The organism is Mycobacterium sp. 012931 (assembly GCF_000419295.1).
GTDB lineage: Bacteria > Actinomycetota > Actinomycetes > Mycobacteriales > Mycobacteriaceae > Mycobacterium > Mycobacterium marinum.
In genome coordinates this window covers 4,946,323-4,961,552 of sequence record NZ_AOPX01000001.1, presented here as the reverse complement: position 1 = coordinate 4,961,552, position 15,230 = coordinate 4,946,323, and the positions used below count along the sequence as shown (strand labels likewise).

Sequence of the window (15,230 nt, the reverse complement as noted above, 5' to 3'; positions counted from 1 at the left end):
GACCGGGGCGCGGGTGATGGTTGGGGTGTTTGTGGGTCTGTCTCGGTGTTGAGACGGGTTTGGTGGTTGCCGGTGGTTGTTTGTGCAGTTTGGGTTGGGGTGGCTAAGACGCTGGTGGGCGGCGTGCGGGAGCGGTGCTACTCAACTTTCGACAACCTGATTTTTCTACGGATACATCGCTGACCTGCGAATATAGCGTGTTTGGACCGGTTGGGTCCGGGTCGGGTCTTTGCCTTTGGGTGGATGGGCGGTGGGTGTTGTGTCGTTTGTGAGTGTGGTTCCGGAGTGGGTGGCGGCCGCGGCAACCGATGCGGCCGGGATTGGGTCGGTGGTGGGTGCGGCTAATGCGGCGGCGGCGGGGGCGACGACGTCGGTGACGGCGGCTGCCGGTGATGAGGTGTCGGTGGCGATTGCGGCGGTGTTTGGGGGGTTTGGCAGGGCTCCGGCGTTAACGCCGGAGCCCTGGGGAACCTGGGTAGCCATAACCTCGGCTTCGGAAACAACGGCAGCAACAACATTGGTATCGGGCTGACCGGCGACAACCAGATCGGCATCAACTTCGGTGCGCTCAACAGTGGCCACGGAAATATCGGCCTGTTCAACTCCGGCAACGACAATGTCGGTTTCTTCAACTCCGGCGACAAGAACATCGGCATCGCGAACTCGGGCTTGGGAGTTGGGCCGCTGAGCACGGAATTTTTCACCTCGGGGGAGTTCAATTCGGGTGTCGGGAGCTCGGGGACACTAACCACCGGCTGGGGAAACTCGGGTTCCACCAACACCGGCTACTTCAACGCGGGTCACACCAACACGGGCCTGTTCAACTCCGGTGACACCAGCACCGGCCTGTTCAATGACACCAACACCGGCCTGTTCAACTCCGGTGACACCAACACCGGCTTCTTCAACGCCGGCACCGCCAACTTCGGTAGCTTCAACGGCGGCAGCACCAACACCGGCGACTGGAACTCGGGCAGCATCAATACGGGCTACGCAAATTCCGGCGGCACGAATACCGGCATCCTCAATGCGGGCAACCTCAATACCGGCGCGTTCAGTCCCTTTGATCAGCCGGTGGTGAACTCGGGCTTCTCCAATGATTTCGATGGCCCATTCGGTAAAGGGGGCGTCAACCAATCGGGCGCCTTTAACCAGGGCGTCGGTAACTCGGGCTTCGATTCCGGCGACAACATAAAGGGCGGCACCGTGAGCTCTTCGGGCTTCGAGAACCACGGAAACTTCGGATCCGGTTTCCTGAATGCCGGTTCGTTTAGTTCGCAGGGAACGCCGGAGCCCTGGTTTAGTTCGGGCTTTCGCAACACCGGCCCCGAGGGCATCAACCCCGGCTTCATGTCGGGCTTCGTCAACAGTTCCGGGACGTTCATCTCCGGCTTCTTCAATGCGGGCACCTTCACCCCGGGGTTGTTGGAGACCTTCAATTCGGGGTTCGGGAACCTGGGTAACCAGGTATCAGGCTCGTTCAACGCCCAGAACGTCAAGTCAGGGCCGATTCACTGACCGTGCGGATGGGCACCGACATGCTCCGCAGAAGTGCCGCACGGCGCGCAATAGGCTGATGCCGTGCTGATCGCGATCGAAGGCGTTGACGGCGCGGGCAAGCGAACTTTGTCCGAGGGTCTGCGCAAGGAGTTCGAAGCCGCCGGAAGATCGGTGGCCACGCTGGCCTTCCCGCGCTACGGAAACTCGGTCGCGGCCGATATCGCGGCCGAGGCGCTACACGGCGAGCACGGCGATCTCGCGTCCTCGGTGTTCGCGATGGCGTCCCTGTTCGCGCTGGACCGCGCCGCCGCGGTCGACGAGATCCACGGCTTGTGTCTGGCCTACGAGGTGGTGATTCTGGACCGCTACGTGGCGTCCAACGCCGCCTACAGCGCGGCGCGCCTGCATCAGGACTCGGCGGGGGAAGCTGTGGCCTGGGTGGGGCGGATGGAGTATGAGCGGTTCGGGCTGCCCGAACCGGACTGGCAGGTACTGCTCGCGGTGCCTGTCGAGCTGGCCGACGAGAGGTCGCGTGGGCGGGCCCGCAGCGACCCGGGCCGGCCCCGCGACAGCTACGAACGCGACGATGGGCTGCAGCAGCGCACCGGCTCGGTGTACGCCGAGCTGGCCGCCGCGGGCTGGGGTGGTCGGTGGCTGGTTGTCGACGCGGACGTCGATCCGGGGGCTCTGGCGGCGACATTGATGTCGCCGACGGCCCCAGAGGGGGGAAATTGAGGGGTATTTGCCCTAATCAAGCGCGAAACGCCCGTGTGGTGCGCCAGTTTTGTCCCAATCTGGTGCCACCATGGACACCATGAGGCAAAGGATTCTGGTTGTCGACGACGACGCTTCGTTGGCGGAGATGCTCACCATTGTGTTGCGTGGGGAGGGTTTCGATACCGCGGTCATCGGCGACGGTACTCAGGCCCTGACTGCGGTGCGCGAGTTGCGCCCGGACTTGGTGCTGTTGGATTTGATGTTGCCCGGGATGAACGGGATCGACGTGTGCCGGGTGCTGCGCGCCGATTCCGGGGTGCCGATCGTGATGCTGACCGCCAAGACCGACACCGTCGATGTGGTTCTCGGCCTGGAGTCTGGCGCTGACGACTACATCATGAAGCCGTTCAAGCCCAAGGAGCTGGTGGCCCGGGTGCGGGCGCGGCTGCGCCGCAACGACGACGAGCCCGCCGAGATGCTGTCCATCGCCGACGTCGACATCGACGTGCCGGCGCACAAGGTCACCCGCAACGGCGAGCAGATCTCGCTCACGCCGCTGGAGTTCGACCTGCTCGTTGCGTTGGCACGCAAACCGCGCCAGGTGTTTACTCGTGATGTGCTGCTCGAACAGGTGTGGGGGTACCGGCACCCGGCGGATACCCGCCTGGTGAACGTGCATGTCCAGCGTCTGCGGGCCAAGGTTGAGAAAGACCCTGAGAACCCGACCGTGGTATTGACCGTTCGAGGAGTGGGTTACAAGGCCGGACCTCCGTGATCTGCACCGGCGACGATGCAGAGCGCGGCGATGCTGAGGATCGGTGCCAGTGATCTGGGGCTCGCGACGGCGCATGCGGGGTCGCTGGGGGCGTTCCGGTCCGATGACGCGCGGGTTGAGCGCGTTGAGCCGAGCCGTTGGCGTTGCGTGGCGTCGGTCGCTGCAACTGCGCGTGGTGGCGCTGACGCTGGGGCTTTCGCTGGCTGTCGTCATGGCGCTGGGCTTCGTGCTGACCAGTCAGGTCACCAACCGCGTGCTCGATATCAAGGTCAAAGCCGCCATCGACCAGATCGAGCGGGCCCGCAACACCGTTAGCGGAATAGTCAACGGCGAGGAGACCCGCTCGCTGGACAGCAGTCTTCAGCTTGCCCGCAACACTTTGACCTCGAAGACCGATCCGGCCTCGGGTGCCGGTCAGGCCGGTGCGTTTGATGCGGTGCTGATGGTGCCGGGTGACGGTCCGCGCGCTGCCTCCGCGGCCGGCCCTGTCGACCAGGTGCCCAGCGCATTGCGCGGCTTCGTCAAGGCGGGGCAGGCCGCATATCAGTACGCCACCGTGCATACCGATGGCTTCTCCGGGCCGGCGCTCATCGTCGGCACCCCGACGTCGTCGCGGGTGGCCAATCTCGAGCTGTACCTGATCTTTCCGCTGGCCAATGAGCAGGCCACGATCACGCTGGTGCGCGGCACGATGGCCACCGGCAGCCTGGTACTGCTGGTCCTGCTGGCCGGTATCGCGTTGCTGGTCTCGCGTCAAGTCGTGGTCCCGGTCCGGTCCGCATCGCGGATCGCCGAGCGCTTCGCCGAGGGACACCTGTCCGAACGGATGCCGGTGCGTGGTGAGGATGACATGGCGCGGTTGGCGCTGTCGTTCAACGACATGGCCGAAAGCCTGTCTCGTCAGATCACCCAGCTCGAGGAGTTCGGCAACCTGCAGCGTCGGTTCACCTCCGATGTCAGTCATGAGCTGCGCACCCCGCTGACCACGGTCCGGATGGCCGCCGACCTGATCTATGACCACAGCGCCGACCTGGATCCGACGCTGCGGCGCTCCACCGAGTTGATGGTCAACGAACTGGACCGGTTCGAGTCCTTGCTCAACGACCTCCTCGAGATCTCGCGCCACGACGCCGGTGTGGCCGAGCTGTCGGTTGAGGCGGTCGACCTGCGCACCACCGTCAACAGCGCGCTCGGCAACGTGGGTCACCTGGCCGAGGAGGCCGGCATCGAGTTGTTGGTGGAGATGCCGGACAGCGAGGTGATCGCCGAGGTCGATGCGCGCCGGGTGGAACGGATACTGCGCAATCTGATTGCCAACGCCATCGATCACGCCGAGCACAAGCCGGTGCGGATTCGGATGGGCGCCGACGAAGATACCGTCGCGGTCACCGTCCGCGACTACGGCGTGGGACTGCGGCCCGGCGAGGAGAAGTTGGTGTTCAGCCGCTTCTGGCGGGCGGATCCGTCCCGGGTGCGCCGGTCCGGCGGCACCGGGCTGGGTCTGGCCATCAGCGTCGAGGACGCGCGGCTGCACCAGGGCCGGCTGGAAGCCTGGGGCGAACCCGGCCAGGGTGCCTGCTTCCGGCTGACCTTGCCGCTGGTTCGGGGCCACAAGGTCACTACCAGCCCGCTGCCCATGAAGCCGATCCCGCAACCGGCGGCGCAACCGAATGCGCTGGAGCACACCGACCGCCTGCGCCCCCGTGAGCACGCGGAGTGGAGCGGCTGATGCGGGAGTTTCCGACGATGGTTCGGTCGGTATTTGCCCTGGTGTTCGCGGCTGTGCTGCTCGGTGGCTGCGCGAGCGTGCCGAGTTCATCAGCTCCACAAGCCATCGGCACCGTGGAGCGTCCGGCGCCGTCGAATCTGCCCAAGCCGATCCCGGGCATGGATCCTGACGTGCTGCTGCGGGAATTCCTCAAAGCCACGGCCGATCCGGCCAACCGGCATCTGGCGGCGCGGCAGTTCCTCACCCAGTCGGCCTCCAACGCGTGGGACGATGCCGGTAGCGCCCTGCTGATCGACCACGTGGTCTTCGTGGAAACCCGTGGCGCCGAACGGGTTTCGGCGACCATGCGGGCAGACATCCTGGGCTCACTGTCCGATATGGGAGTCTTCGAGACCGCCGAAGGCGAGTTACCCGACCCGGGGCCGATCGAGTTGGTCAAGACCTCCGGCGGCTGGCGCATCGATCGGCTGCCCAACGGAGTCTTCCTGGACTGGCAGCAATTCCAATCCACCTACAAGCGCAACACGCTGTATTTCGCGGACCCGACCGGCAAGACGGTGGTTCCCGACCCACGCTATGTTGCCGTGTCCGACCATGACCAGCTGGCCACCGAGCTGGTGTCCAAGCTGCTGGCCGGCCCACGTCCGGAGATGGCGCATTCGGTGCGCAACCTGCTGGCGCCGCCGTTGCGGCTGCGCGGTCCGGTGACGCGGGCCGATGGCGGCAAGAGCGGCATCGGCAAGGGATACGGTGGCGCGCGCATCGACCTGGAGAAGCTGTCCACCACCGATCCGCACAGCCGGCAATTGCTGGCCGCGCAGATCATTTGGACGTTGGCCCGAGCGGACATCCGAGGGCCCTATGTGATCAACGCCGACGGTGCCCCGCTGGATGACCGGTTCGCCGAAGGGTGGACCACCTCCGATGTCGCCGCCACCGACCCGGGGGTAGCCGACGGAGCCGGGGCGGGACTGCACGCCCTGGTGGGGGGGTCACTCGTGGCGCTGGACGGACAGCGGATCACCACCGTCGGGGGAGCCTTCGGTCGGATGGGGGACCAGACCGGTGCGGCGTTGTCACGCACCGGTCGCCTGGTGGCCTCGGTGGTGACGCTGCGGCGCGGCGCCCCCGACGTGGCCGCCTCACTGTGGATCGGTGAGCTCGGCGCCGAGGCGGTGCAAGCCGCCGACGGCCACAATCTGTCGCGGCCCAGCTGGTCGCTCGACGACGCGGTCTGGGTGGTGGTCGACACCAACAATGTGCTGCGCGCGATCCAAGAACCTGCGTCCGGACAGCCGGCCCGGATTCCCGTCGACTCCACCGCGGTGTCCAGTCGCTTCCCCGGGGCGATCACCGATCTGCAGCTCTCCCGGGACGGCACCCGCGCGGCGATGGTGATTGACGGGCGGGTGATTCTGTCCAGCGTCGAGCAGACCCAGGCCGGCCAGTTCGCCCTGACCTACCCGCGGCGGCTGGGTTTTGGGCTTGGTACCTCGGTGGTCTCGTTGTCCTGGCGAACCGGCGATGACATCGTGGTGACCCGTAACGACGTCGGCCATCCGGTGTCGTATGTGAACCTGGACGGAGTGAATTCCGATGCGCCGGCGCGCGGTCTGCAGATTCCGCTGTTCGCCATCGCGGCCAACCCCTCGACGGTGTACGTCGCCGGACCGCAAGGGGTGATGATGTACTCGGCCTCATCCGCCGAAGGCCAACAGAGCTGGGCGGAAGTGCCCGGCCTGATGGTGGCCGGGGCGGCGCCGGTGTTGCCGGGATAACCGCTGGGCTGCGCCGGGCCGGGCGGGCCAACTACCCTCGTAGTGAGGAGTCGCTTTCCGATGTCGCCCAAAGTTCCTTTCCTGCGTTGGGATGATCCGTTCCGCGCGCTGGAAATGCTGGGCTCGCTATGGTCATCAACCGGTTTGCAGTCGGTGAGCGCGGGAGCCGCCCAGGCCGTCGCCATGCCATACCGGACGCTGTTCATGACGCTGCAGCAACTGCTTGTCGGCAAGGAAGTCACCGTGCGCATGGGCGACCAGGACGTGGTGCTCACCGTCACCGAGTTGGACTCCGTGCTGGACCCGCAGGGCCTTGCCGTCGGGCAGCTCGGCGAGGTCCGGGTGGCCGCCCGGGATGTCAGCTGGGATGAGCAGCGGCTGCAGAGCGCGGTCGCGGTCCTGCGCAACGTGCACATCCGCCCGGGGGTACCACCGATGGTGGTGGCGGCACCGGTCGAGTTGTCCTCGGTGCTGCCGGCGGCGATCTTCGACGAGGTGCTGCAGCAGGTGGATCCGCAGCTGCGCAGCGAGCTGTCCGAGGATGGGACCGCCCGACTGCGCTGGTCGCGCCGGCCCGAGTGGGGCGGACTGGAGGTGGACGCCGACGTGGTGGGGACGACGCTGTGGCTGCGACCCCGCGCCGTGATGACCGGACGCCGACGCTGGTCTTTGCCGGCCCGGATGCCCGCCTACCAGGTACCGCTGCCGCCACTGCCGCACGGATTGCTGATCACCCACGTCAACCTCGGACTGGATGCACTGCAGCTGTCTGCGCTGCTGCCCGAGTGGCGCATGGAGTTGCCGCTGCGGCGCCTAGAGGACCTGATCACCCGGCTGAGCCAGGGAGCGCTCAGCTTCAGTTGGCCCTCCCCGTTGCGCGGCTCGGACTGAACGCCGGCCTCGGATGTCACCCCGAGCGGCGACACTTCTTTCGTGCTCGACCTCGTCTTGCCGCTGGAATGCGGCGGCTGCGGAGCCCCATCGACGCGGTGGTGCGCTGCCTGCGCCACCGAGCTCGCGGTGGCCGCCACCCGCCCGCATGTGGTCAGCCCCCGGGCCGACCCGCAGGTGCCGGTGTTCGCGTTGGGTCGCTACGCGGGTGCGCGGCGCCACGCGATCCTGGCCCTGAAGGAACGCGGTCGCGGCGACCTCGTGGCGCCGTTGGCCCGGGCGCTGGCCGTCGGTGTCCATCGGCTGCTGTGCTGGGGCATCGTCGGCACCCCGCTGACGCTCGTGCCCGCACCGACCAGGCGTGCCGCGGCGCGGCGCCGGGGCGGGGACCCCATCACCCGGATCGCGGACGCGGCGGTGGCGGCTCACCCTGACATCGCCGTAGTCTAGGCGCTGCGGATGAGAGCACTGGCTCGCGACTCGGTGGGCCTGGGTAGCTCGGCCCGGGAACGCAACGCCGCGGGCCGCGTGCTGATGCTGAAGGGACAGCGACTGGGCACCGAAATCGTCGTCGTCGACGACGTCGTGACGACCGGGGCGACGGTGCGGGAGTCGGTTCGGGTGCTGCGGGCCGCCGGGGTTCGGGTGGCCGCCGTGCTGACCATCGCGGCGGCGTGATGGGGCGAATCGAAAGCCGTGAATGTCAACGCATCCGCGCAACCCGATGAATCTGCCAAGAGACGGTGAAGAACACACAACACGTGTGCCAATTAGGTGGCACGGTAGGGCAAACACCAGCTAACGTCGAGAGCAGATTTCAGACTCAATGAGAAGACTCACGGTCGATTCTCCTAGGTTCCAGCAATACCCGCGGTAGGAGGTGAGCTACTCGACATCTTGCTCCGGCGGGCAGCCTGCGGCGGTGCTTGCTCCAAACCGCTCCAACCCCCGTCGGCGCGTATCAGAAAGCCGGGCACGCAGGGCGCGTGCGACGTGAAAAGAGAAACGAGTTGTCACGAATGACAAGGCTAACTGTGGATTCCGACCAGGTTCTGGACCAGGCGCCGGCACAATCCGGTCAACCGGAGGAACCGCAAGCGACCGCCGAGATCGTCTTCAAAGGCCGCAACGTCGAGATTCCCGACCACTTCCGTACCTACGCTTCGCAGAAACTCTCCCGCTTGGAGCGGTTCGACCGAACCATCTACCTGTTCGACGTCGAACTCGACCACGAACGCAACCGTCGCCAGCGCAAGTCTTGTCAGCGGGTGGAGATCACCGCGCGCGGCCGGGGGCCGGTTGTGCGCGGCGAGGCCTGCGCCGACAGCTTCTACGCCGCCCTGGAATCTGCGGTGGTCAAGGTTGAGAGCCGGCTGCGGCGCACCAAGGACCGGCGCAAGGTTCACTACGGCGACAAGACCCCGGTTTCGGTAGCCGAGGCGACCGCGACGGCGACAGCGCCCGAAATGGCTTTCGCCGCGGAGCCGGCCGAGCCGCACGAACATGATGGGGCGGTGTTGGACCACCAGCCCGGGCGGGTCGTGCGCACCAAGGAACACCCGGCCAAGCCGATGTCGGTCGATGATGCGCTCTACGAGATGGAACTCGTCGGACACGACTTCTTCTTGTTCTTCGACCAGGAGACCGAGCGGCCAACCGTGGTGTACCGCCGGCACGGCTATGACTACGGGTTGATCCGACTGTCGTGACCGGGCTCGACTGACGATCACCGGCCATTACCGCGTCGTCACCTACGATGGGAGTCGCCTAACCGAAGAAGACTCCTACCCACAAGGGACATTGCTGTGCTGTCGAAGTTGCTGCGCGTTGGTGAAGGTCGCATGGTCAAGCGCCTCAAAAAGGTCGCTGACTATGTCGAATCATTGTCCGGAGACGTCGAGAAGCTCACCGACGCCGAACTGAGGGCCAAGACCGACGAATTCAAGAAGCGGCACGCCGAAGGCGAGAGCCTCGACGAGTTGCTGCCTGAAGCCTTCGCGGTGGCGCGCGAAGCCGCATGGCGAGTGCTCGACCAGCGCCCGTTCGAGGTCCAGTTGATGGGTGCGGCCGCGTTGCACCTGGGCAACGTCGCCGAGATGAAGACCGGTGAGGGCAAGACCCTGACCTCGGTGTTGCCGGCCTACCTCAACGGCATCGGCGGCAAGGGCGTGCACATCGTCACCGTCAACGACTATCTGGCCAAACGTGACAGCGAGTGGATGGGCCGGGTGCACCGCTTCCTGGGGCTGGACGTGGGCGTGATCCTGGCCCAGATGACGCCGGAGGAACGTCGTGTCGCCTACAACGCCGACATCACCTATGGGACCAACAACGAGTTCGGCTTCGACTATCTGCGCGACAACATGGCCCACACGCTCGACGACTGCGTCCAGCGCGGGCACAACTTCGCCATTGTCGACGAGGTCGACTCCATCCTGATCGACGAGGCCCGCACCCCGCTGATCATCTCCGGTCCCGCCGACGGCAGCTCGAACTGGTACACCGAGTTCGCCCGGCTCGCACCGCTGATGGAAAAAGACACCCATTACGAGGCCGACCTGCGTAAACGCACCGTCGGGGTGCATGAGCTCGGGGTGGAGTTCGTCGAAGACCAGCTCGGCATCGACAACCTCTACGAGGCCGCCAACTCGCCGTTGGTCAGCTACCTCAACAACGCCCTGAAGGCCAAGGAGCTGTTCAACCGCGACAAGGACTACATCGTCCGCAACGGTGAAGTGCTCATCGTCGACGAGTTCACCGGCCGGGTGCTGATCGGCCGGCGCTACAACGAAGGCATGCACCAGGCGATCGAGGCCAAGGAGCACGTCGAGATCAAGGCCGAGAACCAGACGCTGGCGACCATCACGCTGCAGAACTACTTCCGCCTCTACAACAAGCTTGCCGGCATGACCGGTACCGCCCAGACCGAGGCGGCCGAGCTGCACGAGATCTACAAGCTGGGTGTGGTCCCCATCCCGACCAACAGGCCGATGGTCCGCGAAGACCAGTCGGACCTCATCTACAAGACCGAGGAAGCCAAGTACATCGCGGTGGTCGACGATGTCGCCGAGCGCTACGAAAAGGGCCAACCGGTGCTGATCAGCACCACCAGCGTGGAGCGCTCGGAGTACCTGTCCCGGCAGTTCACCAAACGGCGCATCCCGCACAACGTGCTCAACGCCAAGTACCACGAGCAGGAGGCCGGCATCATCGCCGAGGCGGGCCGGCGCGGAGCGATCACGGTCGCCACCAACATGGCCGGCCGCGGTACCGACATCGTGCTGGGCGGAAACGTCGACTTTCTGACCGACAAGCGGCTGCGCGACAACGGTCTGGATCCGGTGGAGACCCCCGACGAGTATGAGCAGGCCTGGCACCAAGAACTGCCCAAGGTCAAGGAGGAGGCCGGCGACGAGGCCACCGAGGTGATCGAGGCCGGCGGCCTGTACGTGCTGGGCACCGAACGTCACGAGTCGCGGCGCATCGACAACCAGCTGCGCGGCCGTTCCGGCCGCCAGGGTGACCCCGGGGAGTCGCGCTTCTACTTGTCGTTGGGCGACGAGCTCATGCGCCGGTTCAACGGCGCCGCGCTGGAGTCGCTGCTGACCCGGCTGAACCTGCCCGACGATGTCCCGATCGAAGCCAAGATGGTCACCCGGGCCATCAAGAGCGCCCAGACCCAGGTCGAGCAGCAGAACTTCGAGGTGCGCAAGAACGTCCTCAAGTACGACGAGGTGATGAACCAGCAGCGCAAGGTCATCTACGCCGAGCGCCGCCGCATTCTCGAGGGCGAGAATTTGCAGCAGCAGGCCAAGGACATGCTCACCGACGTCATCACCGCCTACGTTGACGGTGCGACCGTCGAAGGCTACGCCGAGGACTGGGACCTCGACGCGCTGTGGACGGCGCTGAAGACGCTGTACCCGGTGGGCATCAAAACCGACACCTTGATGCGGCGCGACCAAGACTCCGATCGCGACGACCTGACTCGTGATGAACTGCTCGAAGCCCTGCTGCAAGACGCGGACCAGGCCTATGCGGCACGAGAAGCCGAGCTCGAGGAGCTGGCCGGCGAGGGCGCGATGCGCCAGCTGGAACGCAACGTGTTGCTCAATGTCATCGACCGCAAGTGGCGTGAGCACCTCTACGAGATGGACTACCTCAAGGAGGGCATCGGCCTGCGCGCGATGGCGCAGCGCGATCCGCTGGTCGAGTACCAGCGCGAAGGCTACGACATGTTCATGGCCATGCTCGACGGCATGAAAGAGGAATCGGTCGGATTCCTGTTCAACGTCAGTGTCGAGGCGGTCCCGGCCCCGCAGGTTGAGGTCGCTCCCGTCGCCGAGCCCGAAGACCTGGCCGAATTTGCCACCGCGGCCGCGGCCGCGGCCCAGGAGGGGGGCGCTGGCCGCAAGACTGCGGCGGCGCGCGAAGAAGCGCCGAGTAGGTTGCGCGCCAAGGGGATTGAGGACGAGTCGCCCGCTCTGACATATTCCGGACCGTCCGAGGACGGCTCGGCGCAGGTGCAGCGCAATGGTGGTGGCGCGGCCAAGACCCCGGCCGGAGTACCCGCGGGTGGCAGCCGGCGTGAGCGACGTGAGGCCGCGCGTCGGCAGGGCCGCGGCGCCAAGCCGCCGAAGTCGGTCAAAAAGCGCTGATGTGCTAGCTACCCGCGGCATTGGTGATCGGCTATAGTAGGCACCCTCACCAGCTGCGCAGTGTCGCCAACAGGAGCTTGCACGATGAGCGGTGTGTCGATTTCTTCGTTCGAGAAGGTCACCTCCCGTCACAGCAAACGCCCCGGTGCGACGCCCGCGCGAACCCATCTGGCCGGTCATGCGCGCAAGGGGTTCGCCAATCTGACCCACCGCCGGCAGCCCTCGTCGGCGGCGGTTCTGCTGGTGGCCGCATTTGGCGCCTTCCTAGCCTTCCTGGACTCGACGATCGTGAACATCGCGTTCCCCGATATCCAGAAATCGTTCCCCTCCTATGATCTCGGCAGTCTGTCCTGGATCCTCAACGCCTACAACATCGTCTTCGCCGCTTTCCTGGTCGCTGCGGGCCGGATGGCCGATTTGCTGGGCCGCAGAAGAACATTCACGTTCGGAGTGGTGATATTCACCATCGCGTCCGGTTTGGGCCCGCCCATCGGCGGCATGCTGGTCGACTGGGCAAGCTGGCGATGGGTGTTTCTGGTCAACATTCCCCTGGGCGTCGTCGCGGTGCTGGCACCCAGTCGGGCGCTGGTCGAAAGCCGCGCCGCGGGGCGCCGGCGCAAACCCGACCTGCGTGGTGCGACGCTGCTGGCCGGGGCGCTGGGGCTGCTTACCCTGGCACTGGTCAAGGGCCCGGATTGGGGCTGGGTGAGCGTGCCCACCCTGGCCGTGTTCGCGGCCAGCGCGATCACCCTGGTCGGCTTCGTGCTGAGTTCGATGGCCGCGCCGGTGCCGCTGGTCGAGCCGGCGTATCTGCGCAGCCGGCCGTTCGTGGTGGGCAACGTGCTCACGCTGGTCGCCGCGGCCGGCTTCTACTGCTACGTACTGACCCACGTGCTGTATCTGAACTACGTGTGGGGCTACTCGCTGCTGAAGGCGGGGTTCGCGATCGCGCCGGCCGCGCTGGTCGCGGCGGTGGTAGCCGCGCTGCTCGGCCGGGTCGCCGACCGCCACGGGCACCGGCTCATCGTCACCCTCGGTGCTCTCGTCTGGGCCGGGAGCCTGTTCTGGTACCTACAGCGGGTCGGCACCGAACCGGATTTCCTGCGCAGGTGGTTGCCGGGCCAACTGCTGCAAGGTATCGGTGTCGGTGCGACATTGCCGGTGCTCAGCAGCGCCGCCCTCACCGGGGTGGCAAAGGGCGGCAGCTATGCCACCACCTCGGCGGTGGTCAGCACGACGCGTCAGCTCGGCGCGGTGATCGGCGTGGCGGCCCTGGTGATCCTGATCGGCAAGCCCGAGCATGGTGCCGCCGCAGACGCGCTGCGGCGGGGATGGGCGATGGCGGCGATCTGCTTTGTCGTGGTGGCGATCGCCGCGGTGTTGTTGGGCCGCACCAACAGCAAGCCCGGTCAGGAGCTCGAACCCGAGCCGGCGGCCGCGGCGCGCGCGGCGCCCACCACGACGGAGCCGGCGGCGGCACTGATCGCCAACCGGGCCACCGATGAGGCGGACCTGCTGGGAAATCTGCCACTGTTCGCCGGGCTGGATGCGGCCGCCCTGGCCGAACTCGCCGATCGAGTCGAAGAAGTTGAACTGCAGGCGGGTTCGTATCTGTTTCTTGCCGGCGACGCGTCCGACTCGCTCTACGTGATCCGCAGGGGCCGCGTGCAGGTGCTACACGGGGACATCGTGATCAAGGAGCTGGGCCGCGGTGAGGTCCTCGGCGAGCTTGGGCTGCTGATCGACGTGCCCCGCTCCGCATCGGTGCGGGCGTTGCGTGACTCCAGGCTGGTTCGGCTCACCAAGGCCCAGTTCGATCAGATCGCCAACCGTGGCGTGCTGGCGGCGCTGGTCAGGGTGCTGGCCACCCGGCTGCGCGAGGCGCCACCGCCCGCCGTTCACACCACCTCGCCCGGGGTGGTGGTGTCGGTTGTCGGGGTAGGGGCCAACGCCCCCGTGCAGTCGGTCGCGGCTGGACTGCTGACGGCCTTATCGAAGCAGCTGCGGGTGGTGGATCCCGGCCGGGTCGACATCGACGGTCTGGACCGCGCCGAGCGCGGTGCCGACAAGGTGCTCCTGCACGCTGGCGCCCAGGATACGGACTGGCGCGATTTCTGCCTGCGGGTCGCGGATCGGATCGTGCTGGTGACCGGGGATCCGGACCCGGGCGCGGCCGCACTGCCGGCACGAGCCCAGGGTGCGGACCTCGTCCTGGCCGGGCCGACCGCCAGCCGCGAACAACGGCGCAGCTGGGAGGAGCTGATCACGCCGCGATCGGTGCACGCGGTGCACTACCGGCGCGTGGTTCAGGACCTGCGACCACTTGCCGCGCGCCTGGCCGGCCGATCGATCGGGCTGGTCCTCGGCGGCGGCGGTGCGCGGGGCTTTGCCCACCTCGGAATACTCGAAGAGCTGGAGCAGGCCGGGGTCGCGATCGACCGCTTCGCTGGTACCAGCATGGGGGCGGTCATCGCGTCGCTGGGAGCCAGCGGCTTGGACGCCGCCACCGCGGACGAGTACGCCTACGAGTACTTCATTCGGAACAATCCGCTGCGTGACTACGCGGTACCGATCAAGGGGCTGGTTCGTGGCCGGCGGACCCTGACGCTGCTCGAAGCTGCGTTCGGAGATCGGCTGGTGGAAGAGCTTCCGAAGGAATTCCGTTGTGTCAGCGTGGATCTGATTGCTCGGCAACCCGTCGTGCACCGCCGGGGCAGGCTCGTTGATGTGGTTGGATGTTCGCTACGGTTGCCTGGAATCTATCCGCCGCAGGTCTACCAGGGTCGGTTGCATGTGGATGGTGGCGTGCTGGACAACCTGCCCGTGTCCACCCTGGCAACGTCGGACGGCCCGTTGATCGCGGTGAGTCTGGCCTCAGGCGAGGTGCCTGGCGCCCCGCTGCAGCCCGACGGCCCGCCCCGGGTGCCCGGAATCGGCGACACCTTGATCCGCACCATGACGATCGGCAGCCAGCGCGGGGCCGATGTCGCGTTGGGCCTCGCGCAGGTCGTGATCCGTCCCGACACTTCCGCCGTTGGGCTGCTGGAATTCCACCAGATCGATGCCGCTCGCGAAGCGGGACGTGCCGCCGCCCGAGAGTCGATGCCGCAGATCATGGCGCTGCTGAATCAGCGGCGTTAGGCGGCGACACCGGAAATTGTGGGTGCAATTGCTACTGCGGG

The 15,230-nt window shown here is 66.5% G+C and carries 9 protein-coding genes and 2 pseudogenes; all 11 read left to right on the top strand.

Annotation, left to right across the window (positions count from 1 at the left end):
* Nucleotides 1–250: 250 nt before the first annotated feature.
* Nucleotides 251–532 (top strand): PE domain-containing protein, encoded by a 282-nt coding sequence (locus tag MMSP_RS29975; protein ID WP_369797334.1) that lies wholly within the window; start codon nucleotides 251–253, stop codon nucleotides 530–532.
* A pseudogene (locus MMSP_RS21785) lies at nucleotides 439–1,518 on the top strand (hypothetical protein); the annotation flags it as partial. The gene MMSP_RS29975 and the pseudogene MMSP_RS21785, both read left to right, overlap by 94 nt.
* 63 nt (nucleotides 1,519–1,581) lie before the next feature.
* Complete coding sequence (locus MMSP_RS21780) at nucleotides 1,582–2,235, top strand: dTMP kinase (RefSeq protein ID WP_020788368.1); 654 nt, start codon at nucleotides 1,582–1,584, stop codon at nucleotides 2,233–2,235.
* A gap of 70 nt (nucleotides 2,236–2,305) precedes the next feature.
* Complete coding sequence (mtrA, locus tag MMSP_RS21775; RefSeq protein WP_015354856.1) at nucleotides 2,306–2,992, top strand: two-component system response regulator MtrA; 687 nt, start codon at nucleotides 2,306–2,308, stop codon at nucleotides 2,990–2,992.
* A 49-nt stretch (nucleotides 2,993–3,041) separates the two neighbouring features.
* Entirely contained in the window at nucleotides 3,042–4,721 is a 1,680-nt protein-coding gene (gene mtrB / locus MMSP_RS21770; RefSeq protein ID WP_012393168.1) for an MtrAB system histidine kinase MtrB, read from the top strand.
* A gap of 17 nt (nucleotides 4,722–4,738) precedes the next feature.
* On the top strand, nucleotides 4,739–6,499 hold the full coding sequence (gene lpqB / locus MMSP_RS21765; protein ID WP_036427479.1) for an MtrAB system accessory lipoprotein LpqB: 1,761 nt from the start codon (nucleotides 4,739–4,741) through the stop codon (nucleotides 6,497–6,499).
* Nucleotides 6,500–6,559: 60 nt separating this feature from the next.
* Complete coding sequence (locus MMSP_RS21760) at nucleotides 6,560–7,390, top strand: hypothetical protein (RefSeq protein ID WP_020788365.1); 831 nt, start codon at nucleotides 6,560–6,562, stop codon at nucleotides 7,388–7,390.
* Nucleotides 7,391–7,432: 42 nt separating this feature from the next.
* A pseudogene (locus tag MMSP_RS21755) lies at nucleotides 7,433–8,068 on the top strand (ComF family protein).
* A gap of 341 nt (nucleotides 8,069–8,409) precedes the next feature.
* The gene (hpf, locus tag MMSP_RS21750) at nucleotides 8,410–9,099 is read left to right on the top strand and encodes a ribosome hibernation-promoting factor, HPF/YfiA family (protein WP_036426856.1); all 690 of its coding nucleotides are present in this window, start codon (nucleotides 8,410–8,412) and stop codon (nucleotides 9,097–9,099) included.
* A 96-nt stretch (nucleotides 9,100–9,195) separates the two neighbouring features.
* On the top strand, nucleotides 9,196–12,048 hold the full coding sequence (gene secA, locus MMSP_RS21745) for a preprotein translocase subunit SecA (protein WP_020788361.1): 2,853 nt from the start codon (nucleotides 9,196–9,198) through the stop codon (nucleotides 12,046–12,048).
* A gap of 84 nt (nucleotides 12,049–12,132) precedes the next feature.
* Nucleotides 12,133–15,189, top strand: coding sequence for an MFS transporter (locus tag MMSP_RS21740; RefSeq protein ID WP_020788360.1), 3,057 nt, complete (start codon nucleotides 12,133–12,135; stop codon nucleotides 15,187–15,189).
* The last annotated feature ends 41 nt before the right edge of the window (nucleotides 15,190–15,230 follow it).